The organism is Streptomyces sp. NPDC059850, from assembly GCF_042731515.1.
In the GTDB taxonomy this organism is placed as follows: domain Bacteria; phylum Actinomycetota; class Actinomycetes; order Streptomycetales; family Streptomycetaceae; genus Streptomyces.
The window spans coordinates 1-21,205 of record NZ_JBHWJI010000050.1; the positions used below are offsets into that span (position 1 = coordinate 1).

The window sequence follows — 21,205 nt, forward strand, 5'->3', positions numbered from 1 at the left end:
CCCGCGCCAGGCGCGGGCGGGGGCCCCGTTTCCAACATTCAGCCCCTCCGGCGATTGAGGAGCGGGGGCCGGGGCGGAGTCCCGGGGTCGGGGAGGGGCGGGGTGGGGGAATGAACGGCGGGGTGGTCAGGGGCGGACGCGGACCACCTGGGGGTCGTGGTCGCTGGATTGGTCGGTGAATTCCGCGTTGATGTGGACGATGTCGTAGTCCGGGGCGCGGAGGGCGCGGCTGGTGAGGATGTGGTCCAGGACCTGGGAGTTGCCGTTGTAGACGTAGCCGTAGCGCTCGTCGCGCGGGAGGCGGGTCACCAGGTCGGTCAGCACGCCGCCCTTCGTCAGGGCGGAGAGGGTGGGGGAGAACTGGTAGTCGTTGAGGTCGCCCGCGACGACCACCGCCGCCTTCGGGTCGGCGGCCAGCAGGGACTTGACGAAGGTGTTGACCGCCGCCGCCTGGCCCGTGCGCTGGGTCTCCGAGGAGCGGACGGGCGGCTGGACGCGGGCGTCGAGGCCCTGGTCTCCGCCCTTGGAGTTGAAGTGGTTGGCGACCACGAACACCGGGCGGCCCCGGAAGGCGAACTGCCCGACCAGCGGCTTGCGGCTGTCCTTCCACACCTCGTTCCCGGGGTCTATGCGGCCCGGGGAGGTGGAGAGAGCGGGTTTGCCATTCTTCCGCACCACCGCGACCGGCGTCGTCGCGTCGCCGCCCGGGGTGTCGGTGAAGGAGACCCGCTTCGGGTTGTAGAGGAACGCCACCCGGATGTTGCCGCCCGGCTCGCCGCCGTCCTGGTCGTCCGTCGGGTTGATCTGCCGCCATGAGTACGAAGGGCCCCCGGCGGCGGCTATGGCGTCGGTGAGCTTCTTCAGGGTGGCGTCGGCGCTCACGACACTGTCGTTCGTGGCGCCGTTGTCGTCCTGGACCTCCTCCAAGGCGACGATGTCGGGAGAGGCGAGGTTGTCGACCAGGCCGGACGCCAGGCGGTCGAACTTCGACTGGGCGGTCTTGGGGGAGAGGTTCTCGACGTTGTAGGTCGCGACCGACAGCTCGCCGGACTTCTGCTTGCGGGTGTGCTCCCGCGTAAGCCCTCGGTCCTCCAGCGTCCCCAGCGCGCTCGCCGCGATCGTGTAGCCGCCGAAGTTGTCGTAGTCCAGCGGCCCGGCCGTCGTCCCGGTCAGCTCGTCGCCGACGTCGGCCGCCGGGAAGGGGTGCTCGGCGTAGGGGAGGAGGGAGGCGATCTTCAGACGGCCCGCGTTCGGGTCGCGGTACGTGTCGTAGAGGGCGCCGCCGCGCGCGGTGCGCTTGTGGCGCGGTTCGGCGGTGACCCACAGCTCCTTGTACGTAGTCGTCGCGCCGACCACGGGCGCGTCGGCGACCGACACCCGCATGCCCTCCAGCGACTCGTACCGGTCCAGCGCGTACGAACGCGGCCGCAGCTCCGGGCCCTCCAGGGCGCCGCCGGGGGTGTACCGGTCGGGGACGGTGGAGGGGTTGAGGCGGTAGGCGGCGGGGAGGGCGTTGCCCTGCGACTGGACCGTCCACGTGGCCTTGGAGATCTCGGTCAGGGACTGGAGACCGGCCGCCGCCCCGCCCGGGTAGTACTCGCTCACCGTCCCGCTGACCAGCACCGCGTCCCCGACCGCGACGGACGGCGTGGTCGAGCCGGTGAAGACGAAGACCGCCTCGCTGGTCGCCGGGTCGGCGTCCGGCCGGGCATCCTGGATCCAGAAGCCGCGCGACGAGCCGAAGGTGCGCACCGCCGTGACCGTGCCGGAGACGTCGGACACCTGCTTCCCGGCCAGCGGGGATATCCGGGTGTCGCCCTGGATGTCGTGGATGCGGGTAGCGTCCGCAGCGGGGGCGGCGAACGCGGACGACGGGCCTACGAGCAGGCCCGCCGCTACAGCGGTGACGGTGACGGCGACAGACGTACGCCGGGCGCGTGGGGACATGGTGATGGCCTCCGGTGCGGAGTGAACAGAGGGACAAGGTGGCCTCTACGCGCGTCAATCTCTTGTCTCCGCACAACAGTTGTCAAGACCGGTCAGGTGTACGGGCCCGGGCCGCCGGATGAACAGACACGTCACCGCGTGGGGGAACGCGGTGGGCGGCCACATCGGGACGAAACTGCCCCCGCGTTCCGTCTACGCTGGGGGGTCGGGCCGCGCGCCTCGTACCCCCGTACCGCCATGCGCCGAGGAGACTTCCGCATATGCCAGGAGACCGCCCCACCATGCCGCCCGTGCGGCTCCGCACCGACGCGGAACTCGCCAGGGACGCGCTCGCCGCGCCGCTCCTCGCCCGCGCGGTGCGGCTCGCCCGCTGGGCCGAGCCCGGAAAGCCGGTGGCGGCGGGGGGCGTGCTGTCGGCTGACGATCTGCGGGCGGCCGTAGAGCTGCTGGACCTCGCGGCGGACGAGGACGGCCCCGACCACGTCGCCCAGGCGTGGCAGCTGGCCGTCGACACCGGGCTGGTGGCGATCCAGGAGTCCACGGAGAACCACGATCAAGCGGCGGACGACGACACCGCGGCCGACGGTGAAAGCGAGCCCACCGCCACCGCGACCAGCGGCGAAGAGCTGGAGCTGATCACCGGCGGCAGCCCGCAGGACGTCCTCGACATCTGGCTCGACGGCTTCGAGACCGTCCTCGCCGACGCCGCCGCGCCCGACCTCGCCGACATCGTGGACCAGATCAGCGAGGGTGGCGAGATCGACCTCGACTCGATCGACTGGAACCCGGAGGAGGAGGGCGAGTTCCTGGACGGGATCCTCGGCAACCTCTACCTGCTCACCGCCATGGACGAGGAGGCGGCCGTCGGCTCGGTGCCGCTGCCCGCGCTCGTCGCCTCCATGGTCGTCCCCGACGACATGGACGAGCCGACCGACGACATCCTCGAAGAGGTGTCGGAGGCGATGGTGCGGCTGGACGACCAGTTCCGGCTGCTCGCCCCGACCGGCCTGATCGACTACCAGCCGGTGGACGAGGCGCTGATCGAGGAGGTCGACGGCGAGGTACGGCTCCACGAGTCCGACCCGGAGCGGGAGCAGCCGCAGGACGACGAGGAGGACGTGTCCCGCTACGGGATGGTCCGCCTCACCCCCCTCGGCGTCTACGCGGTCCGCTCCCGCATGCTCGACGCGGGCGTCGACGCCCCGGTCGTCGGCGACCTGGCCGACCAGGGCGCGGACGTCCTGCTGAACACCCTCCCCGGCCACCCCGAGCCCGCCGCCCACGCCGAGGCCGAGCTGTGGCTCGGCCGCCGTACGCCCGAGGAGGCCGCCCGGGAACTCCTGGCCGCCGCCCGAGGCGACGACGAGGACGCCCCGCTGCGCCGCCTCACCTGCCAGCAGACGCTGTCGCTGGTCGGCGCCGCGGCCGAGCCCGCGCTGCGCGAGGTGCTGGACGACCGCCACCTGGGCGGGCTGGCCCGGGTCTGGCTGGCCGAGCACGGTGCGAAGGACATCCCGGAGCCGTCGGAGACCATGGTCTTCTGGCTGACGGTGGACACCCTGGCCGCGCAGCTCGCCACGGAGGACGACTCCGAGGAGCTGCGGGACCTGGTGCGCGGGCTGGTCGACCAGTCCGGCGGCTTCTTCGAGTCGGCCTGGAAGGTGGACCACCCGGCGACGGCCGACGTGCTGGAGGCGATGGGGCGGCTGCACCCGGACAAGAAGGCCGCGAAGGAGGCCCGGAAGGCCGCGTTCAAGGCCCGCTCCCGGGCCTGACTGCTGGCGGTTAGCGGCTGACGAGACATCGACGGGCCCGTTTGGTCCGTCGATGTCTCATTCCGTTCAACTGTTGTTCGGTCTAGGGCGAAAATCTATGCGCGCAGTGCGCAGCAGCGCACAGCATGGCGTCCGCAGCCAGGCCCTTGCCGCTCAGGAGATGAAGATGGCCGTCACTCGAAGAGACTTCGCGAAGCGCTCCGCGTACACCGGGGCCGGGTTCGCCCTGGTCGGGAGCGCGGGTGTGCTCGGCACCGCGCCCGGCGCGCTGGCGACCGAGGTCGCCGACACCGCCGCGGAGCAGGGAGGCGGCGGCGCCCGGCTCGGCTACGGCCCGCTCGTCGCCGACCCCAAGGGCCTCCTGGCCCTGCCCAAGGGCTTCACGTACCGGATCATCACCCGCACCGGCGAGACAAAGCTGGAGTCCGGCGAGACGACCCCGTCCAACCACGACGGCACCGCCACCTTCGAGGGCCGCCGCGGCGCGACGCTGCTGGTCAACAACCACGAGCTGGCTGGTCCCCGCAAGGACTGGCCGCACCCGGTCCCGCTGATCGACGGCCTCGTCTACGACCCGGCGGCGTCCGGCGGCTGCACCGTGGTCGAGGTCGCCAAGCACGGCGACCACGTCACCGAGTGGGTGGGCATCGCGGGCACCGCCACCAACTGCGCGGGCGGGCGCACTCCCTGGGGCACCTGGCTGACCTGCGAGGAGACCGAGGACAAGGCCGGTCAGAACGGCATGACCAAGGACCACGGCTACGTCTTCGAGGTCGACCCGCTCGACCGCGAGGCGAACCGTGACCCCAAGCCGATCAAGGCGCTGGGCCGGTACGCGCACGAGGCGGTCGTCGTCGACCCCAAGCGCGGCCACCTCTACCTCACCGAGGACGCCTCCGGTCCGAACGGTCTCCTCTACCGCTGGGTCCCGCCGCACGGCTTCGAGCACGGCCGGGGCCGACTGCGCACCCTGAAGGACGACGCGGGCGTGCTCCAGGCGCCCCGGTGCTACGACTCCGGCGGCAAGTTCGTGGACGACCTGTCCCGCGCCACCAAGACCGGCACGGTCTACGGCGTGGACTGGGAGCCGGTGCCGGACCGCGACGCCAAGTCCGTCTCCGTCCGGAAGCAGTTCAAGGACGGCGAGATCACCCGGGCGCGCAAGCTGGAGGGCATGTGGTGGGCCGACGGGGGCGCGTACATCGTCTCCTCGTACGCCCGTGAGGAGAGCCCGGCCCAGCACGACGGCCAGGTCTGGTTCTACGACCCCAAGCGCCGCACCCTCACCCTCAAGGTGCTGCTGGGCGTCAACCCGGACCCGTCGAAGGACGGCGCGTTCGACGGCCCGGACAACATCACCGTCTCGCCGTACGGCGGTCTGGTGATCGCCGAGGACGGCGAGGGCATCCAGCACCTGTTCGGGGCGACGGACGACGGCCGTACGTACCCGATCGCGCGCAACGACCTGAACATCGGCTCGGCGGAGGAGCCGGAGTTCAGCGAGTTCACCGGCGTGGTCTTCTCGCCCGACGGGCGGACCCTGTACGCGAACATCCAGGTCCCCGGCATCATGCTGGCGATCACCGGCCCCTGGCGCCGTCAGGGCTGAGCCGGGGAATCCTCCGGGCGGGGATGCGCGTTGACACGTAGGTGACCTCGTGGCTTCGTAACGTCCCCTTCTCCATCCTGGACCGCTCCCGCACCCGGCAGGGGCGGGAGCGGTCCGAGGCGCTGCGCGACACCGTGCGGTTCGCGCGGCAGGCCGAGGCGCTCGGCTTCAGCCGTTTCTGGGTCTCGGAGCACCACAGCGTCCCCGGCGTCGCCGGATCGGCGCCCACCGTGCTGGCGGCCGCCGTCGCGGCGGCGACGGACCGCATCCGGGTGGGCACGGGCGGCGTGATGCTGCCGAACCACCGCCCGCTGGTGGTGGCGGAGCAGTTCGGGGTGCTGGCCTCCCTCTTCCCCGGCCGGATCGACATGGGCCTCGGCCGCTCGGTCGGCTTCACGGACGGCATCCGCCGGGCGCTCGGCGCCGAGAAGGACGCCGCGCAGGACTTCGGCGCGCAACTGGCCGAGCTGCTGGGCTGGTTCACCGGCGAGCAGCGCGCGTACCCCCAGGTCCACGCCCACCCGGCGGAGGGCCTGACCCTGCCCGCCTTCGTCCTGGCGACGGGCGCGGGCGCGGAGGTGGCGGCCGAGGCCGGATTGGGGCTGGTCATCGGCGATCTGCGCGGCCGGGACCGGATGCTGGGCGCGATCGACCGCTACCGGGCGGGCTTCCGGCCCTCCGCGTGGTCGTCCGCGCCGTACGTCGTCGTATCGGGCAACGTGGCGGTCGCCGACACGGCCGACGAGGCGCGCCGCCTCCTCGCCCCCGAGGCCTGGGCGATGGCCCACTCCCGCACCCGTGGCACCTTCCCTCCGCTCACCCCGCCGGAGGAGATCGCCGCGCTGGAGATGTCCGAGAAGGAGCGCGGCTTTTACGAGGAGGGGCTGCGCGGCCAGCTGTACGGCACGGAGGACGAGGTGGCCGCCGCGCTCGACGAGCTGATCGGGCGCAGCGGCGCGGACGAGGTGCTGGTGACGACGAGTACGTACGACCGGGACGCCCTCCTCGACTCCTACCGGCGGCTGGCCCGGGTGGCGGGCCTGGCGGGGGCTCCGGTGTCGGCCTAGCCCCTCGGCGTACCGGGGGTAGATCTTTCCGGGGGTCCCGGGTTCGTTTACGCTGTCGCTCGCTTGCCCGGACAAGGGGCGGCAGTTCAACGGGGGTGAAAGTCGGAATGTCCCGACAACTGGGCTGGCCGACCGCGCCGCCGACACCGCGCCCACTGGGGCATGGTGACCCCGCCCGGACCGGTCCGTACCGGCTGGAGGGGGTGCTCGGCGCGGGCGGGATGGGCCGCGTGTACCTGGGGCGTACGCCCGCCGGGAGCGCGGTGGCGGTCAAGGTGGTGCACCGCGAGTACGCGGGCGACGCGTCGTTCCGCAAGCGGTTCGAGCAGGAGGTGGCCGCGGCCCGGCGGGTGCAGGGTCTCTACACGGTGCCGGTGGTCGACGCGGATCTCCAGGCCGACGAGCCGTGGCTGGCCACGGCCTACGTTCCCGGGCCTTCGCTGCAGCAGGCGGTGGCCGACGGGGAGCCGCTGCCGGTCGAGACGGTGGTGGGCCTGGTCGCCAGGGTGGCCGAAGCCCTGCAGTCCATCCACGCGGCCGGGGTGATCCACCGCGACCTGAAGCCGTCCAACATCATCCTCACCGGTGACGGGCCCAAGGTCATCGACTTCGGTATCGCCCGGGCCGCGGACGTCACCTCGGTGACCGCCACCGGAATGCGTACGGGAACGCCCGCCTATATGGCGCCCGAGTACATCAGGGGGCAGGACGTCACCGAGGCCGGTGATGTGTTCGCGCTCGGGGGCGTCGCCCACTTCGCCGCCACCGGACGGCTCCCCTTCGGCGGCGGCGCCGACCACGCCGTGATCTACCGCGTCCTGGAGCAGGCTCCCGACCTCGACGGCTGCCCCGAGCCCGTCAGGGCCATCGCCGCCCGCTGCCTGGAGAAGGACCCGGAGCAGCGGCCGACCCCGGCCGAGGTCATCGAGCTGTGCCGAAGGGTGAACGGGGCAGAGATCGCCGACGCCCATACGCGTACCGCCGTGTCGCTGTCGGGGGCCGGGCCCGTGACACCCAGCGCCCCGGGCTCGCCCAGCGCCCCCGGCTCGCCCGACGCCGAGACGCGTACCGCACGGTCGCCGCGCGGTCCTGAGCCCGCCGCTCCCGTACCGGCGCCCGAGCCCGCCGCCTCCGTACCGCCGCCCGAGCCCGCCGCTCCCGTACCGCCGCCCGCTCCGGCGGACCCCCTCGCCGTCCCCGCCCCGGGGTTTCCCCTCGTGCTCGGCGGAGTCGGGATCTTCGTCCTCGCCATCATCCTGATCGCCGTCTACCTCCCCGACTCTTCCCCCGACCGAGGCCCCAGCCTCCCCTATCGCTCGTATCCGCCCACGGCCTCCATCGGCCCGACCGGGAAGTCCGGGGCGGCCGGAGGCATGGCGTTCAGTCCGGATGGCAAGACCCTCGCCACCGGCAGCTACGAGGGCAAGGTGCGGCTGTGGGATGTCGCCAGCCGCAAAGTCAAAGCCACCTTCACCCAACGCGACGGCGTCGGCAATGAGGGGTTCGAGATCCGCGACGTGGCGCTCAGCCGTGGCGGCAAGGTCCTCGCCGCCGCCAATTCGACTGGCTGGGTGACCCTGTGGGACGTGGCCGAGCACCGGCAGATCCGGTTCCTCTATGGCAGCGGCGAAAGCGTGGCCTTCAGCCCGGACGGCAAGCTGTTCGCCACTGGCGATGAGAGCAAGGCGGTGGACCTGTGGGACACCAACGGCCGTGGGGACGAGTCACTCGCCTTCTTCGACCCCGGCACGCGCGTCAAGGATGTGGTCTTCAGCCCGGACGGCCGGACGTTGGTCTCCGCGGGTGACGACTCCGACAGCAATCTCACCCCGAAGCACGCGGCGCTGCTGTGGGACGTGGCGGGCCGTGACCCGGAGCCGCACGGCCAAGGCGATCCACGTGCCACCTTCTCCACGCCCCAAGGGGTCTTGAGCGTGGCGTTCAGCCCGGATGGCAAGACCCTCGCCACCGGCAGTTCCGTCGGCGATGTGCGGCTGTGGGACGTGGCCACCGGCCGCCGCACAGCCATCCTCAGCGACTACTACCAGGGCACGGTCGGGCACCTGGCGTTCAGCCCGGACGGCAAGACGCTCGCCACCCCCGCCAAAAACGGAGTGCTGCTGTGGAACGTGGCCAGCCATAAACCACGCGCCATCCTGTCGGTCGACGCAGGGGAGGGGGACCACGAGATCCAGGACGTGGCCTTCAGCCCGGACGGCCGCCTCGTCGCGGGCAACGACGCCAGGGCCCACACGGTACGGCTGTGGAAAATCCCCAAATGAGCCCCGTGTCAGGGGCGTGACAGCGGGGTGTCAGGCCGGTCGGTGATCGTGGTCCCAACAGCCGCCACGAAAGGACCATCGATGAGCGAGACGGTTCCCACCCCGCGCGTCCTCCCCACGGAGCGCGACGCGGGCCCCTTCGACCCGCCTCGCGACATCACCCGGATGCGCGAGGCCCGCCCCGTCTGTCCCATGGTCTTCCCCGACGGTCACGAGGGCTGGATCGTCACCGGCTACGAAGCGGTCCGCCAGCTCATGGCCGACACCCGGTTCAGCTCCCGCCAGGACATCGGCATTCTCCATGTGCCGTTCGAAACGCCCGGCATGCCCACCCCCACCGAACCGTCCCCGCAGGAACCGGGCCTGTTCATCGCCATGGACCCGCCGGACCACACCCGGCTGCGGCGCAAGCTCACCGGCGCGTTCACCGTCAAACGCATGAAGCAGCTCGAAGAGCGCATCATCGAGATCGCCGAGCGGCAATTGGACGAGCTGGCGCGCCTTGCCCCGCCGGTCGACCTGGTCAAGGAATTCGCGCTGCCGGTGCCGTCGCTGGTGATCTGCGAACTGCTCGGTGCCCCTTACGAGGACCGGGAGACCTTTCAGGTCAACTCCGCCAAGTTCCTGGAAAAGGACGTGACGATCGACGAGAAGATCGCCGCGTACACCGCATTGATGACGTACCTCACCGAACTGGTCACGCGTAAGCGTGCCACCCCCGGCGACGACCTCCTGTCCGACCTGGCCCGCCATGACGACCTCACCATCGAGGAACTGGCCGGTATCGGCTTCCTGCTGCTGTTCGCGGGCCACGAGACCACCGCCAACATGCTGGCACTGGGCACCTTCGCACTCCTGGAACACCCCGAGCAGCTGGCCGAATTGCGCGCCGACCCGGAGCTGTTCCCCGGCGCCGTGGAGGAACTGCTGCGCTACCTTTCCATTGCCGATACCTTCTATCGCTACGCCACGGAGGACATCGAACTCTGCGGCGAAATCATCCCCAAGGGATCGACCGTCGTTGTCTCCCTGCTGGCCGCCAACCGCGACCCCCGGCGCTTCGACAAGCCCGATGTCCTGGATATCCACCGCAAGGCCCGAGGCCATATGACCTTCGGTCACGGCATTCACCAATGCCTCGGCCAGCAGCTGGCCCGCATCGAGATGCGCGCCGGTTTCGCCGGTCTGCTGCGCCGCTTTCCGACCCTCAAGCTGGCCATTCCCGCCGACGAGGTGAGACTCAAGACGGATATGAACATCTACGGCGTCCACGCGCTGCCGGTCACCTGGACGGAACCGAGCGACGGGACAGCGTGACCTCGGCCAGCCGCGACCAGCTGGTCCGGGTCCCCTCCCGGGCCGCCTCGGCGAACGTCACCTCGCCGAGGAGACGCCGTACGGTCCGCTCGATCCGGGCCACGTCCGGGTGGGAGTGGTCCCGCAGACCGCGTACGTCCGTGCTCGCCGCGAGCAGCCGCGCGGCCTGCTCGGGCTCGCCGCCGCGCAGCGCCAGGTCCGCGACCCCGACGAGCACCTGCGCGATGCCCAGCGGATGGCCCGCCTCGGCCGCCGCCGCGCAGGCCGCCGCGCGGTGCACCCGGGCCTCGCCGAGGTCGTCGGCGAGATAGCCGAGCAGGTCGTACGTCATCGCGCGGATGTGCGCCTGCTCCGCCTCGTCGCCCAGCAGGGCCGTCGCGACGCCGAGTTGTTCGCGCGCCTCCTCGGCGTCGCCGCGCCACCGGGCGAGTCCCGCCCGCGCGAAGGCCAGCTCGGCCAGCGCGTCCGGCCAGGTGACCCGCTCCGCGCACCGCTGCGCCTCGGCGATCGCGGCCGCGCTCGCGTCCTGGTCGCCCAGTAGCCAGTACAGCTGCGCCTGCCGCGACCGCATGCGGATGACGTCCTCGGTGGCACCAACCTCGGTGACGACCGCGATCGCCTGCTCGTAGTGCTCGCACGCACCGGCGAGTTCGCCGCGCATGGCGATCCGGTCCGCCAGCTCGGTGCGGGCGAACGAGATCCCGAACCGCTCGCCGAGCGCCCGGAATTCGGCGAGCGCCGCCTCCAGATACGCGTCGGCGACCTCGCCGTCCTGCCCGCCCAGGCCGAGCACGACGCGCATCTTGCCCAGCTGCAGCCGGGCCAGCGCGCGCACCCAGGGGTCCTCGTTGTCCAGCAGCGGTTCGAACGCGGGCCGGAACGCGCCGGGCGCCTCCAGCAGGCGTTCCAGCGCGGAGACGAGCCCCAGCAGCGGGGAGTGGGGCCCACCGCGCAGGCTCAACCGGTGCGCCTCGTGAATCCACTCCGCGGCCTGGTGTTCATCGCCCCGCCCGGAGGTCACGAACAGCACGACCAGCGCGTACACCGTGGCCCGTACCTCGTCCGTCACCTCGCCGGGCGTCCTGGTGGCCGCGGTGATCAGCTCCAGGCCCTCGCTCTTGTGCCCGCCGAGCCACCAGTACCAGCCCGCGGCCGCCGCGAGCCGCATCGCCGCCTGCGCCTCGCCCGCCGCGAGCGCGCCGCGCATCGCCGAGGCGATGTTGTCGTGCTCGGCCTCCAGCGTGGCCAGCCACTCCAGTTGCTCGGCGCGGCGCAGGTGCGGCTCGGCGGTTTCGGCCAGCTCGGTGACGTACGCCAGGTGCGCGTGGCGCGCCCGCTCCGCTTCCCCCGCCTCCGCGAGCCGGTGCCCGGCGTACTCCTTGATCGTGCCGCTCATGCGGTAGCGCGGGGCGGTGTGGCCCTCGCCCTCGGCGAGCAGCAGGGACTTCTCGGTCAGCGCGGTGAGCAGTTCGAGCACCTGATCCGGCCCGACGGCGTCGCCTGCGCAGACCTGTTCGGCGGCTTCCAGGCTGGCCCCGCCGGAGAACACCGCGAGCCTGCGCAGGACCCTCCGCTCGGCGTCGGTGAGCAGCTCCCAGCTCCAGTCGACCGCCGCGCGCAGCGTCCGGTGCCGGGGCAGCGCGGTGCGGCTGCCGCCGGTCAGCAGGCGGAACCGGTCGTCGAGCCGGTGGGCGAGCTGGTCGACGGACATGGTGCGCAGCCGGGCGGCGGCCAGTTCGATCGCCAGCGGCATTCCGTCCAGCGCCCGGCAGACGCGCACCATGGTCGCCAGCGTGGGGGTGTCGGCCGCGAGATCCCGGCGCACCGCCCCGGCCCGGTCCCGCAGCAGCCGCACGGCGGGCGAGGACTCCATCTCGGCGCGGCCGGGGTACGCGTCCGGCAGGGCCAGCGGCTCTACGGGCCACAGCGCCTCACCGGTGATGCCGAGCGGTTCCCGGCTCGTCGCCAGGATCCGCAGCCGCCCGCACTCCCCGAGCACCCGGTGGGCGAACGTCGCCGCCGACTCGATGACGTGCTCGCAGTTGTCCAGGATCAGCAGCGCCTCCCGTTCGCGGATCGCGGCGATGAGCCGGTCCGTCGGCTCCGCGTGCGGGGCCGCGCCGAGCAGGGCGTCCCGCAGACCGAGCCCGGTGAGGGCCGCCTGCGCCACCTGCGCCACATCGCCGTCCGCGCCGAGGGCGGCCAGCTCCACCAGCCAGGCCCCGCCCGGCAGTTCGCCGAGCAGTGTGCGCGCGGTCTCCGTGGCCAGCCTGGTCTTTCCCGCTCCACCCGGCCCGATCACGGTCGTGAGCCGGTGCTCGGCGATCAGCTCACGGACCGAGGTGATGTCGGCGCCCCTGCCGACGAAGGTGGTCAGCTCGGCGCGCAGGTTGGACCTGCGGCCCTCCTCCCGCCGCCCCAACTCGCCCCGCAGCAGCGCGACATGCGTCGCGGCCAGCTCCGGCGAGGGGTCGACGCCCAGCGCGTCGGCCAGCGCCTCCCGCGCCCGCTGGTACACCAGCAGCGCCTCGCTGTCGCGACCGGCGGCGGCGAGGGCGCGCATCAGCGCGGCGACGAGCCGCTCCCGTACCGGGTGCGCGGCCACCAGGTCGGTCAGCTCCGTGACCAGCTCCGCGCCGCGCCCGAGGGCGATCTCCGCGTCGGCGCACTCCTCCCTGGCGGTCAGCCGCAGCCCCTCCAGCCGGGCGGCCGCGACGTCGAACGCGGCGCTGTCCCGCAGACCGACGTCCTGCAGCGCCGCGCCGCGCCACAGCCCCAGCGCCTCGCGCAGCAGCCGCGCCCGCCGGGAGGTGTCCCCGGCGCATGTCTGACTTGTGATGAGGAGGCGTTCGAACCGCACGGTGTCGACGGCACCCGGCTCCATTGCCAGCCGGTAGCCGTCCGGCCGCCCCTCGATCACCCCGTCCGGCAGCGCTTTCCGCAGCCGGGACACCAGCCGCTGCAGGGCGTTCGTCGCATCGGCGGGCGGGTGCTCGCCCCAGATCCAGTCGACGAGCGACGCCTTCGGAACGGCGGTCCCCGGCGTGAGCGCGAGCGCCGCCAGCAACCCCCGCAGCCGCGCCCCCGGCACGTCGGTGAGGCTGCCGCCGCCGTCGCCTTCGTCCGTGCGCACTTCGAATGGGCCCAGCATCCCGATCTGCACCCGCCGATTTTGCCATGGGGGTTTTGCGCACCGGGCGGTGCTGACCGGGCGGTGCTGACCGGGCAGTGCTAGTGGGCGGGCTTCTCCCACACCGAGACGTGCCGGGGGCTGTCGTTCGTGAACGGCTCGCGGGCCCAGCCCTCCCACCGGTCGCGCAGCCGCATTCCGGCGAGCCGGGCCATCAGGTCGAGTTCCGCGGGCCATACGTAGCGGAAGGGCATCGGGGTGTACGTGGCCCGGCCGTCCTCCGTGAGGAACAGGTGGTGCGAACTCATCTCCTGGGTGGCGACGTCGTACGTGTCGAACCCCCAGCGCGCGGCGTCGAGCCGGAACGGCACGATGTGCTGTCCCGGGGGCAGCTTCCGCAGCTCCGGGATCATCACCTCGATGACGAAGCGGCCGCCGGGGGCGAGGTGGTCCGCGACGTTGCGGAAGCAGGCCACCTGGGCGTCCTGCGTCGTCAGATTCATGATCGTGTTGAAGACGAGGTAGGCGACGGTGAAGGTGCCCTTGCCCTCGGCTCGGGCGGTGGCGAAGTCGCCGATGGTCACCCCGATCGCGTCCCCGCCCGGCTTCTCGCGCAGCCGGGCGGTCATCGCCCGGGACAGCTCGATCCCGTGGACCGGTACGCCGCGCTCCGCGAGCGGCAGCGCGATGCGGCCCGTGCCGATGCCCAGCTCCAGCGCCGGGCCGTCCCCGGCCAGCTCGGCCAGTACGTCGACCACCGGGTCCACGGCGCCCGGCTCGAACATCTCCGCCGCGGACTCGTCGTACGTCGCCGCGACGCGCCCTCCGAAGTAGCCGTCCTTCTCGTCTGCTTCACCCATGGCGGGGACCGTACTCCGGTGGTGCCGCCGGGCGCGTCCCAATTTTTCCGGCCATCCCGGTACGTCGCCCCAGGAGCGGGAACAACCGCAGTGCGGACTGAGGATGACGGAACCGGGGGGCGTCATGGAATCGGTGGCTACAGCAGCCGTGCGGATCGTCACGGATCTGGCGACGGGGGCGGTGACGGCCGTGGGGACCGAGGTCGGGCGGACCGTCTCCGTCCTCGTACGGGAGCGGCTCGGCGGGTCGGCCGACGGGCAGGCGGCGCTGAGCGCCGTGGACGACCGGCCCCAGGATCCGGAGGCCGTGACGGGGCTCAGGGACGCGGTGCGGGCGGCGATGGCGGCGGACGGGGAGTTCGCGGCCCGGCTCAACGCCGCGCTGGCGGGCCCGCCGCCGCCTCCGCCGGACGCGGCGCCCCGGCAGGTCGTCGGCAGCGTGACGATCGACGGCGGCGCGCGGGTGCGGCGCACCCAGATCTCGCTGGGGCCGATGACCTTCAACAACACCCCCTCCGGGCGCGCGGCCCTGACCGCCCTGTCGGTGGTGATGGCCGTGCTGCTCGCCTTCGCGGCGTACGGCGGGGTGCGGCTGATCGCGGCGGATGACGGTCCCGGGGCGACGACGTGGGAACAGGGCGGCCCGGGGGCCCAGTGGGACGCCGGGTCCGGCACCGGGGCCCCGGACCCGGACCCGGGCGGCCCGGGCTCCGAGGGCACCCCGGCCTCCGGCAGCCCGGCGGCCGAGAAGCTGGTGCCGCTGGCCGACGCGGCGGCCGTCGAGAGCGTCCTCCCCGACGCCGACGGGTCGAGCCTCCCGGCGGGCTGGACGCAGTCGAGCGCACCCCGGGTGGGGGCCTCGTCCCGGGGCGACGGATCGACCTTCACGGGCCGGGTCAAGTACATCCCGGGTGACGGCGGCGGGATCGAGTTCCACGTCGTCGCGTACCCCAGCGTCGAGAAGGCGCGCGCGGGCTACGCGGCGATGGCGCCCCCGCGGAGCGCGGAGGTGAAATCCCTGACCATGCCGTCGGCCGGTGACGAGAGCCGGGCGTATTCCTCGCCCCAGAAGCAATCGTTCGGTGACAGCGGGCTGACCATGGACAGGGACGTCAGCGTCACGATGGTGCGGACGGGGTCGGTGGTCACGGTGATTGCCAAGATCGACGACTCCGCCTTGCTCGATTCGCTGACCCCGATGATGGCCGAACGCGCCCGCCAGGCCCAGCAAGCCTGACGCCCCCGCCCACGATGAGGTTTCCCCCGCCCCGGGACGTCAGAGCGCCTTGCCCGCTGGCTTGGCCATTCCTCGGACCGTGCGGGAGTCGACGTATTCGCCCATCGCCGTCATCTCCCACTCACCCGAGAACTGCCGAATCAGCTTCGCCATCATCACGCCCGTCCGCGGCTCGGCATGCGTGATGTCGAAGCGGACCAGCTCCTCGTTCGTCTGGGCGTCGACCAGGCGGCAGTAGGCCTTCGCCACGTCCGTGAACTTCTGGCCGGAGAAGGAGTTGACCGTGAAGACGAGGCCCGTCACCTCCGGAGGGAGGCCGCCCAGGTGGACGGTAATGGACTCGTCGTCGCCGCCGCCCTCACCGGTGAGGTTGTCGCCGGAGTGCTGGATCGCGCCGTTCAGGATGGCCAGCTTGCCGAAGAAGCATGCGTCGATCTTCTTGCGGTCGACGCCGAAGGCGATCACGGAGGCGTCGAGGTCGATGTTCGCGCCCCGGAAGGCGGGCTCCCAGCCGAGGCCCATCTTCACGGACGACAGCATCGGGCGGCCGCCCTTGACCAGGGACACGGTCTGGTTCTTCTGGAGGTTCACCCGGCCCTTGTCCAGGTTGATCTTTCCCGAAGAGGGAGGAGCGGACGGCATGGGGGGCGGGGGCACCTGGGCCGCCGGGCCGGTGGGGGGCGCGGCCTGGGTCACCGGGGGCGCGGCCGGGGCGGCAGCAGGGGCGGCAGCGGGCGCCGCCGGGGCGGCGGGCTCCTCTACCGATACGCCGAAGTCCGTCGCGATGCCCGCCAACCCATTCGCATAGCCCTGCCCCACCGCCCGAACCTTCCAGCCCCCGCCCCGCCGGTACACCTCGACGATCACGAGCGCGGTCTCGGTCCCCAGCTGCGGCGGGGTGAAGCTGGCGATCACGGCGCCGTCATCGGCCCCGCGCACGGTCGCCGTCGGCTCGGTGCCCGCGAAGGTCGCGCCGGGGGCGTCCAGGCTCGCGGTCACCACGATCTTGTCGATGTCGGGGGGCACGGCGGCGGTGTCCACGGTGATCGCGTCACCACCGCCCCCGGCCCCGGCGCGGTGGGTCACGCCGGGGCCGGTGGGCTGGTTGTAGAACACGAAGTCGTCGTCCGAGCGCACCTTGCCGTCTGCGGTGAGCAGCAGGCCCGACACGTCGAGCCGCACGGGCGCGGTGACGTCCACCGCCACGCGCGCGACGGTGAGGGGGAGGTTCGAGCCGGGAGTCATAGCGGTCATGTCCGGGGTAACGAACGTCCCCCCTTTACGGTTCCTTGACCTGCCGAGTCACCCAACGGATCAAAGCGGGGTGAGGACGCAGAACTCGTTGCCCTCCGGGTCGGCGAGGACCGTCCACGGCACGTCGTCGCTCTGGCCGATGTCGAGATCGGTGGCGCCGAGCGCCCGCAGCCGGGCTACCTCGGCCGCCTGATCGTCTCCGGGGTACGGCCGGAGGTCGAAGTGGACGCGGTTCCACACGGTCTTCGGGTCGGGCGAGCGCAGGAACTCAAGGTACGGGCCGACACCCTGGGCGGAGCGCATCACCGCGTGATCGTCGGCCACCTCGTGCACCGTCCAGTCCATGGCCTCGCCCCAGAACCGGGCCATGGCCCGCGGATCCGCGCAGTGGGTCACCACGGCTGCCATCGGCCCGGTGTCCCGGTAGACCTCCCGGGGCTCCAGCACGCAGAACTCATTGCCCTCCGGATCGGCGAGAACCGTCCACGGCACGTCGCCCTGTCCCACGTCGGCGGGCGTCGCGCCCAGCTCCCTCAGACGGCTGACCAGCTCCGCCTGGTGGGCCGCGGAGGTGGTGGCGAGGTCGACGTGCACACGGTTCTGCACCGTCTTGGCTTCCGGGACGCGGATGAGGTCCACGCAGAGGGCGGTGGGGTCGGGATAGGTGATGCCCCCGGGTTCGACGTTGGTCTCATCGCCCTTGTCGCCGGTGACTTCCCAGCCGAGCGCGTCCGCCCAGAACCGGCCCAGTGCGGAGTTGTCTTGAGCCTTCATCGAGATTTGAACCAGCCGCGTCGCCATGCGGCCGATCATAGGCAAGCCCGGCCAAGAGAGCCCCCGATTTTCGCTCGGTCCCCGGGCGCCCTCCCCAGAGGGCCTGGCAGCGGGGTAACCGCCACCCGGTGCCGCTGAGACCGGTTCCTCTCCCCTACCCCGCCCCTTCCCGAAACCGGGGACACCCCTGACCCCACTGCCGGGCGCGCGGCGGTGGGTGGGGACGCCCCAGAGCCCGGCTGATGAGCACACCCCGAGGTCCGCTGCCGGGCGCGGGGGCGGTGGGCAGGTGGGCGCCGCCGCCCGGGCGCCCGTTCAGGCACCCCGCCCAGGGGCCCGTGTCGGTGGGGGCCGTGATGATGGCCCGTATGACGAACGACGCGCTGCACGACCTCGCCCGCGCCCACCTCCCCGCCGACGCGGCCCGCCGCTGGACCGCCCTGTTGCGGCCCGCCGCCCACCTCCGGGCGGCGGAGGCGGGCGATCCGGTCGTCGGGCAGCTCGGCGGTCTGCCCCGGCTGCCCGACGACGTGGCGTGGCCGGTATGGGAGGGCAAGGGCCCGCTGCGGTTCGTGGCGGCGGTCGACTGCGCCGCGCTCGCCGCGCTCGCCGCGCTGCCCACGGGCGAGTTGGACGTACCGCTGCCCACGGAGGGGCGGTTGGCCTTCTTCTACTACGGCGACGAGGACGACGACGCCCTGGTCGACACCGCCGACCCCACCACCTGGGCCGGAGCCCGCGTACTCCATCTGCCGCCCGACTCGCACAAGGGCTCCGAACGCCCCGCCCCGGCCGGGCTCACCCCGTATCCGGCGGTGCCGTTGACCGCGCGCATAGGGCCGAGCGCCCCCGACACCGAATCGCCCGTCCTCGACGGCATGGAGCTTCCGGACGCGTTCGAGAGGGCGCTGTGGGAGTACGAGAGCGGCACCGCGCATCAGATCGGCGGCCATCCGCAGTCGATCCAGGGCGCCGTGGAGACCGTAGTGGCCCACGGTGCGCTGGGCGCGCGGGGCGGCGGGGGCGTGGTGTGGGAGGACCCCCGGATCGAGGAGGAGGCGCGGCGCTGGGTGCTGCTGGCCCAGTTCGACTCCGACGAGGACGCGGACCTGATGTGGGGCGACGGCGGCGCCCTGTACTGGCTGATCCGCCCGGACGACCTCGCCGCAGGCCGTTTCGACCGGGCCATGTTCACGTGGCAGTGCTGCTGACGTCACGGCGGACGTCCCGTACAGGCCGCCCCGTACGACGAGGGCGACACCGCAAGACCGGCCGCAGCCGCCGGAAGCGGCTGCGGCCGGGGGTGGGGGCGGGGCTGGTCGCGTTACGCGGGACCGGCCGTCACCGGGTTGAGGTAGAAGTAGTACGTGCGGGCGTCCTTCGGCTGCCTATCTCCAAGGCCGATCCAGTGTCCGAGGCCCGGCGCCCGGTCCAGGACGGACGCGTCGAAACCGGTGGCCTCGTTGGTGAGCACGTGCATGTTGGGGAGGCGCGGGTCAGGGGAGGTCAGGCTGAAGTTCTGGCTGGCGCCGAGGTCCGGGAGGCCCGGAGGGTGCTGGAGGGGGCGGCAGTCCTGGAGGACGTAGCGATCGCCGGGCCGTCCCAGCGGGCCGTGTTCGACGTCGAGGCACTTCGGCTTGTCGGCCGGTGACGTCATGCTGACGATCCGGTACGTCTTCTCCTTGCCGTCCTGGGAGACACCGGACGGCAGGAACACCCAGTCCTCGTCCCGGTTCGGGGACACCGGTTCGGTGCTCGCGGGGGCGCCATCGCGCGACCCGGGGCCCCAGATGCCCAGATCCTCGCCGTTGCCGACGTTGTGGACCGCTACTCCGCGCTCCCCGGCGGCCCGCAGCGTGCCGAACTCGACGGGCCAGTGGTCGCTGGCCGCGTTCGGGCCGACACCCGCCTGCCACCGGTCGGTGGTCACGTTGGACACGGCGTAGTCCAGCTCGCCGCCGTTTCGGTGGGTCGCCCGACCGCTGTTGTAGATGCGGCTGCCGTTCGGTATGTCCGGCAACAGCCGCCGGGGCTCACGGTTGAAGTCGCCCAGCACCATCCAGTCGACTCCGGCGATCCGTGCGGTGTCCTCGGCTCGGCGAAGGAGCGCGGGCGCGTCCGCACCGCCGGGGGCGTACGGGTCGCGGCGCCCGGCGGACGCGTGCGCCGAGGCGAACATCATGTGATGGTCGGTGTCGACCACGGCCAGCATCGACCGGTAGTGGGAGGTGATCTCGAAATGCACGTCCGACCGGAAGGACGTGACCATTCCGAGGGTCCGTGACGGCTGCCGAAGGACGTAGAGGTAGCGCTCGCGGTCTCCCCGCTGCCAGGTGTAACGCTCCACGTTCCCCTGGACATGTGGTTGCTGTCCCCGCACCTCCGCGGGCAGGGCCTGCGGCAGTTCCTGAAGCGCGACCACGTGGTGCGCCCCGCCCAGATCCCACGCTCTGTTCCAGTTGTCCCGGCTGTATTGCATGTTCCACGTGGCGGGCGACAAATCGTCGGGCGGCGATGCCGCGTGAGCCTTTTCGGGCCAGGCGAGGAGAGTCCCGCAGAGCGACATCACTAACGCGGCCAGGATGGTCGCGATGCGCGCGGCTGGCTGTTTCCTTCCAATAATTGCGTGCATCTGTCAACGGTCTCAAACGGCCCGCGACGGAGCGTGCGGGGGGTGTGACCTCTCCGTGAATGCGGGTGTGGTCGCGGACCCCTGGCAGGATCGGGGCATGGATGAACAGATCATCGCCGCGTGTGACGGCGCGTCCAAAGGGAATCCCGGGCCCGCGGCCTGGGCCTGGGCCATCGCGGGCGCGAGTGGCGAGGTGGGGCGCTGGGAGGCCGGGCCGCTCGGCTCCGCGACGAACAACGTGGCGGAACTGACCGCGCTGCAGAAGCTGTTGGAGGCCACCGATCCGGCCGTGCCGCTGCAGGTGCGGATGGACTCCCAGTACGCCATGAAGGCGGTCACCACCTGGCTGCCGGGGTGGCGGCGGAAGGGATGGAAGACGGCCTCGGGCTCACCGGTGGCCAACCAGGGCCTGGTGATGCGTATCGACGAGCTGCTGACGGGCCGCACCGTCGATTTCGTCTACGTACCCGCGCACCAGGTCGACGGCGACCCGTACAACGACGCCGCGGACCGGGCCGCCAGTCATACGGCCCGTACGCAGCAGGCCGCCGGGACCTCGCTCGGCTCCGCCCTGCCGCCGCCGGAGCCGCAGTCGGCCGCCCGCTCAACCGGTGGCGGCCGCCCGGCTCGGAAGAAGACCGCCCGCGCGGGCGGTGGCGGTGGTGGGTCGATCAAGGCGAAGTTCCCCGGCCGCTGCCGGTGCGGTCAGCCGTACGCGAAGGGCGAGTCCATCACGAAGAACCCCGACGGCTGGGGTCACCCCGCCTGCAAGACCGCCGGTTAACGATCAAGCCCGCCGTTCTCGCGTTTACGCCGGGGTCTCCCGCGTCCGCGCCTGGTGACGGCGGGCTTTGAGCCGGTTCCCGCAAGTCTTCATCGAGCACCACCGTGCGGTGTTGGCACGGCTGCGGTCCAATAGGAACAGGCGGCACTCGGGGTTCCCGCACGGCCGCAACCGGCCGGGCAGTCGCTCCTTGACGTCCGCCCACGCGAGGACGAGTTCCACGGCGAGCCCGCGCTCCGGCGGGGCCTCCACGTGCCACTCGATGCCCGACGCGCTGGCCTGCGGGACCTTACGTACGCCCGCGAGCACCCGGCGCAGCTCCGGCGAGGCGGCCGCCGCCGGGTCCGACTCCGCCGCCTGGAGTGCGTCCCGCGCGGCGAGCAACCACCGCGCCTCCTCCGCGCCGCCCACGCCCCCGTGGTCCCGCGCCCACCGCTCCACCTCATCACCGTCACGCCACAGATCCCGGCGTCGGCCTTCCACGACCGGGGTGCTGTTCAGCGCCTCCATGAGCGCCTGGTCGTCCAGCACGGCACG

15 protein-coding genes are annotated in these 21,205 nt (G+C 72.3%); 8 read left to right on the forward strand and 7 right to left on the reverse strand.

Annotated features, from left to right (window positions below):
• Positions 1 to 126: 126 nt before the first annotated feature.
• Entirely contained in the window at positions 127 to 1,947 is a 1,821-nt protein-coding gene (locus ACFV9T_RS31760; protein ID WP_385445917.1) for an endonuclease/exonuclease/phosphatase family protein, read from the reverse strand.
• A 260-nt stretch (positions 1,948 to 2,207) separates the two neighbouring features.
• Between ACFV9T_RS31760 and ACFV9T_RS31765 the strand changes: the two genes are divergently transcribed.
• The 5 genes from ACFV9T_RS31765 (at position 2,208) to ACFV9T_RS31785 (ending at position 9,997) form a co-directional block, all read left to right on the forward strand.
• On the forward strand, positions 2,208 to 3,722 hold the full coding sequence (locus ACFV9T_RS31765; RefSeq protein ID WP_385445918.1) for a hypothetical protein: 1,515 nt from the start codon (positions 2,208 to 2,210) through the stop codon (positions 3,720 to 3,722).
• A gap of 166 nt (positions 3,723 to 3,888) precedes the next feature.
• On the forward strand, positions 3,889 to 5,331 hold the full coding sequence (locus ACFV9T_RS31770; RefSeq protein WP_385445919.1) for an alkaline phosphatase PhoX: 1,443 nt from the start codon (positions 3,889 to 3,891) through the stop codon (positions 5,329 to 5,331).
• Between the two features lie 41 nt (positions 5,332 to 5,372).
• Positions 5,373 to 6,398: an MsnO8 family LLM class oxidoreductase gene (locus ACFV9T_RS31775; RefSeq protein ID WP_385445920.1), complete on the forward strand. Its 1,026-nt coding sequence runs from the start codon at positions 5,373 to 5,375 to the stop codon at positions 6,396 to 6,398.
• Positions 6,399 to 6,505: 107 nt separating this feature from the next.
• Positions 6,506 to 8,680 carry a WD40 repeat domain-containing serine/threonine protein kinase gene (locus tag ACFV9T_RS31780; protein WP_385445921.1) on the forward strand — a complete coding sequence of 725 codons (2,175 nt, stop codon included), beginning with the start codon at positions 6,506 to 6,508 and terminating at the stop codon, positions 8,678 to 8,680.
• A gap of 81 nt (positions 8,681 to 8,761) precedes the next feature.
• The gene (locus tag ACFV9T_RS31785) at positions 8,762 to 9,997 is read left to right on the forward strand and encodes a cytochrome P450 (RefSeq protein ID WP_385445922.1); all 1,236 of its coding nucleotides are present in this window, start codon (positions 8,762 to 8,764) and stop codon (positions 9,995 to 9,997) included.
• Here ACFV9T_RS31785 and ACFV9T_RS31790 read toward each other — a convergent pair.
• Together ACFV9T_RS31790 and ACFV9T_RS31795 are read right to left on the reverse strand one after the other, a co-directional pair.
• Complete coding sequence (locus ACFV9T_RS31790; protein WP_385445923.1) at positions 9,963 to 13,160, reverse strand: BTAD domain-containing putative transcriptional regulator; 3,198 nt, start codon at positions 13,158 to 13,160, stop codon at positions 9,963 to 9,965. The genes ACFV9T_RS31785 and ACFV9T_RS31790 overlap by 35 nt on opposite strands.
• 68 nt (positions 13,161 to 13,228) lie before the next feature.
• Positions 13,229 to 13,987 carry a class I SAM-dependent DNA methyltransferase gene (locus ACFV9T_RS31795; protein ID WP_385445924.1) on the reverse strand — a complete coding sequence of 253 codons (759 nt, stop codon included), beginning with the start codon at positions 13,985 to 13,987 and terminating at the stop codon, positions 13,229 to 13,231.
• A gap of 133 nt (positions 13,988 to 14,120) precedes the next feature.
• Here ACFV9T_RS31795 and ACFV9T_RS31800 point away from each other — a divergent pair, with 133 nt between their 5' ends.
• The gene (locus tag ACFV9T_RS31800; RefSeq protein ID WP_385445925.1) at positions 14,121 to 15,224 is read left to right on the forward strand and encodes a hypothetical protein; all 1,104 of its coding nucleotides are present in this window, start codon (positions 14,121 to 14,123) and stop codon (positions 15,222 to 15,224) included.
• 39 nt (positions 15,225 to 15,263) lie between these two features.
• On the opposite strand, the gene ACFV9T_RS31805 is transcribed toward ACFV9T_RS31800, so the two are convergent.
• Both ACFV9T_RS31805 and ACFV9T_RS31810 read right to left on the reverse strand, forming a co-directional pair.
• Positions 15,264 to 16,469, reverse strand: coding sequence for a TerD family protein (locus ACFV9T_RS31805; RefSeq protein ID WP_385445993.1), 1,206 nt, complete (start codon positions 16,467 to 16,469; stop codon positions 15,264 to 15,266).
• A gap of 69 nt (positions 16,470 to 16,538) precedes the next feature.
• Complete coding sequence (locus ACFV9T_RS31810) at positions 16,539 to 17,279, reverse strand: VOC family protein (RefSeq protein ID WP_385445926.1); 741 nt, start codon at positions 17,277 to 17,279, stop codon at positions 16,539 to 16,541.
• 341 nt (positions 17,280 to 17,620) lie between these two features.
• Here ACFV9T_RS31810 and ACFV9T_RS31815 point away from each other — a divergent pair, with 341 nt between their 5' ends.
• Complete coding sequence (locus ACFV9T_RS31815; RefSeq protein WP_385445927.1) at positions 17,621 to 18,463, forward strand: YwqG family protein; 843 nt, start codon at positions 17,621 to 17,623, stop codon at positions 18,461 to 18,463.
• A gap of 113 nt (positions 18,464 to 18,576) precedes the next feature.
• On the opposite strand, the gene ACFV9T_RS31820 is transcribed toward ACFV9T_RS31815, so the two are convergent.
• On the reverse strand, positions 18,577 to 19,884 hold the full coding sequence (locus tag ACFV9T_RS31820; protein WP_385445928.1) for an endonuclease/exonuclease/phosphatase family protein: 1,308 nt from the start codon (positions 19,882 to 19,884) through the stop codon (positions 18,577 to 18,579).
• Positions 19,885 to 19,981: 97 nt separating this feature from the next.
• Between ACFV9T_RS31820 and ACFV9T_RS31825 the strand changes: the two genes are divergently transcribed.
• Positions 19,982 to 20,668, forward strand: a complete 687-nt coding sequence (locus ACFV9T_RS31825) for a ribonuclease H (RefSeq protein ID WP_385445929.1) — start codon at positions 19,982 to 19,984, stop codon at positions 20,666 to 20,668.
• A 24-nt stretch (positions 20,669 to 20,692) separates the two neighbouring features.
• Here ACFV9T_RS31825 and ACFV9T_RS31830 read toward each other — a convergent pair whose 3' ends face one another.
• Positions 20,693 to 21,199, reverse strand: coding sequence for a CGNR zinc finger domain-containing protein (locus ACFV9T_RS31830; RefSeq protein ID WP_385445930.1), 507 nt, complete (start codon positions 21,197 to 21,199; stop codon positions 20,693 to 20,695).
• Positions 21,200 to 21,205 lie beyond the last annotated feature (6 nt).

What these genes read in the sequence shown, in the direction of transcription:
- ACFV9T_RS31795 (WP_385445924.1), bottom strand. Translation starts at nt 13,987, where the DNA reads ATGGGTGAAGCAGACGAGAAGGACGGCTACTTCGGAGGGCGCGTCGCG.
- ACFV9T_RS31820 (WP_385445928.1), bottom strand. Translation starts at nt 19,884, where the DNA reads ATGCACGCAATTATTGGAAGGAAACAGCCAGCCGCGCGCATCGCGACC.
- ACFV9T_RS31770 (WP_385445919.1), top strand. Translation starts at nt 3,889, where the DNA reads ATGGCCGTCACTCGAAGAGACTTCGCGAAGCGCTCCGCGTACACCGGG.
- ACFV9T_RS31785 (WP_385445922.1), top strand. Translation starts at nt 8,762, where the DNA reads ATGAGCGAGACGGTTCCCACCCCGCGCGTCCTCCCCACGGAGCGCGAC.
- ACFV9T_RS31780 (WP_385445921.1), top strand. Translation starts at nt 6,506, where the DNA reads ATGTCCCGACAACTGGGCTGGCCGACCGCGCCGCCGACACCGCGCCCA.
- ACFV9T_RS31815 (WP_385445927.1), top strand. Translation starts at nt 17,621, where the DNA reads ATGACGAACGACGCGCTGCACGACCTCGCCCGCGCCCACCTCCCCGCC.
- ACFV9T_RS31805 (WP_385445993.1), bottom strand. Translation starts at nt 16,469, where the DNA reads ATGACTCCCGGCTCGAACCTCCCCCTCACCGTCGCGCGCGTGGCGGTG.
- ACFV9T_RS31810 (WP_385445926.1), bottom strand. Translation starts at nt 17,279, where the DNA reads ATGGCGACGCGGCTGGTTCAAATCTCGATGAAGGCTCAAGACAACTCC.
- ACFV9T_RS31765 (WP_385445918.1), top strand. Translation starts at nt 2,208, where the DNA reads ATGCCAGGAGACCGCCCCACCATGCCGCCCGTGCGGCTCCGCACCGAC.
- ACFV9T_RS31760 (WP_385445917.1), bottom strand. Translation starts at nt 1,947, where the DNA reads ATGTCCCCACGCGCCCGGCGTACGTCTGTCGCCGTCACCGTCACCGCT.
- ACFV9T_RS31825 (WP_385445929.1), top strand. Translation starts at nt 19,982, where the DNA reads ATGGATGAACAGATCATCGCCGCGTGTGACGGCGCGTCCAAAGGGAAT.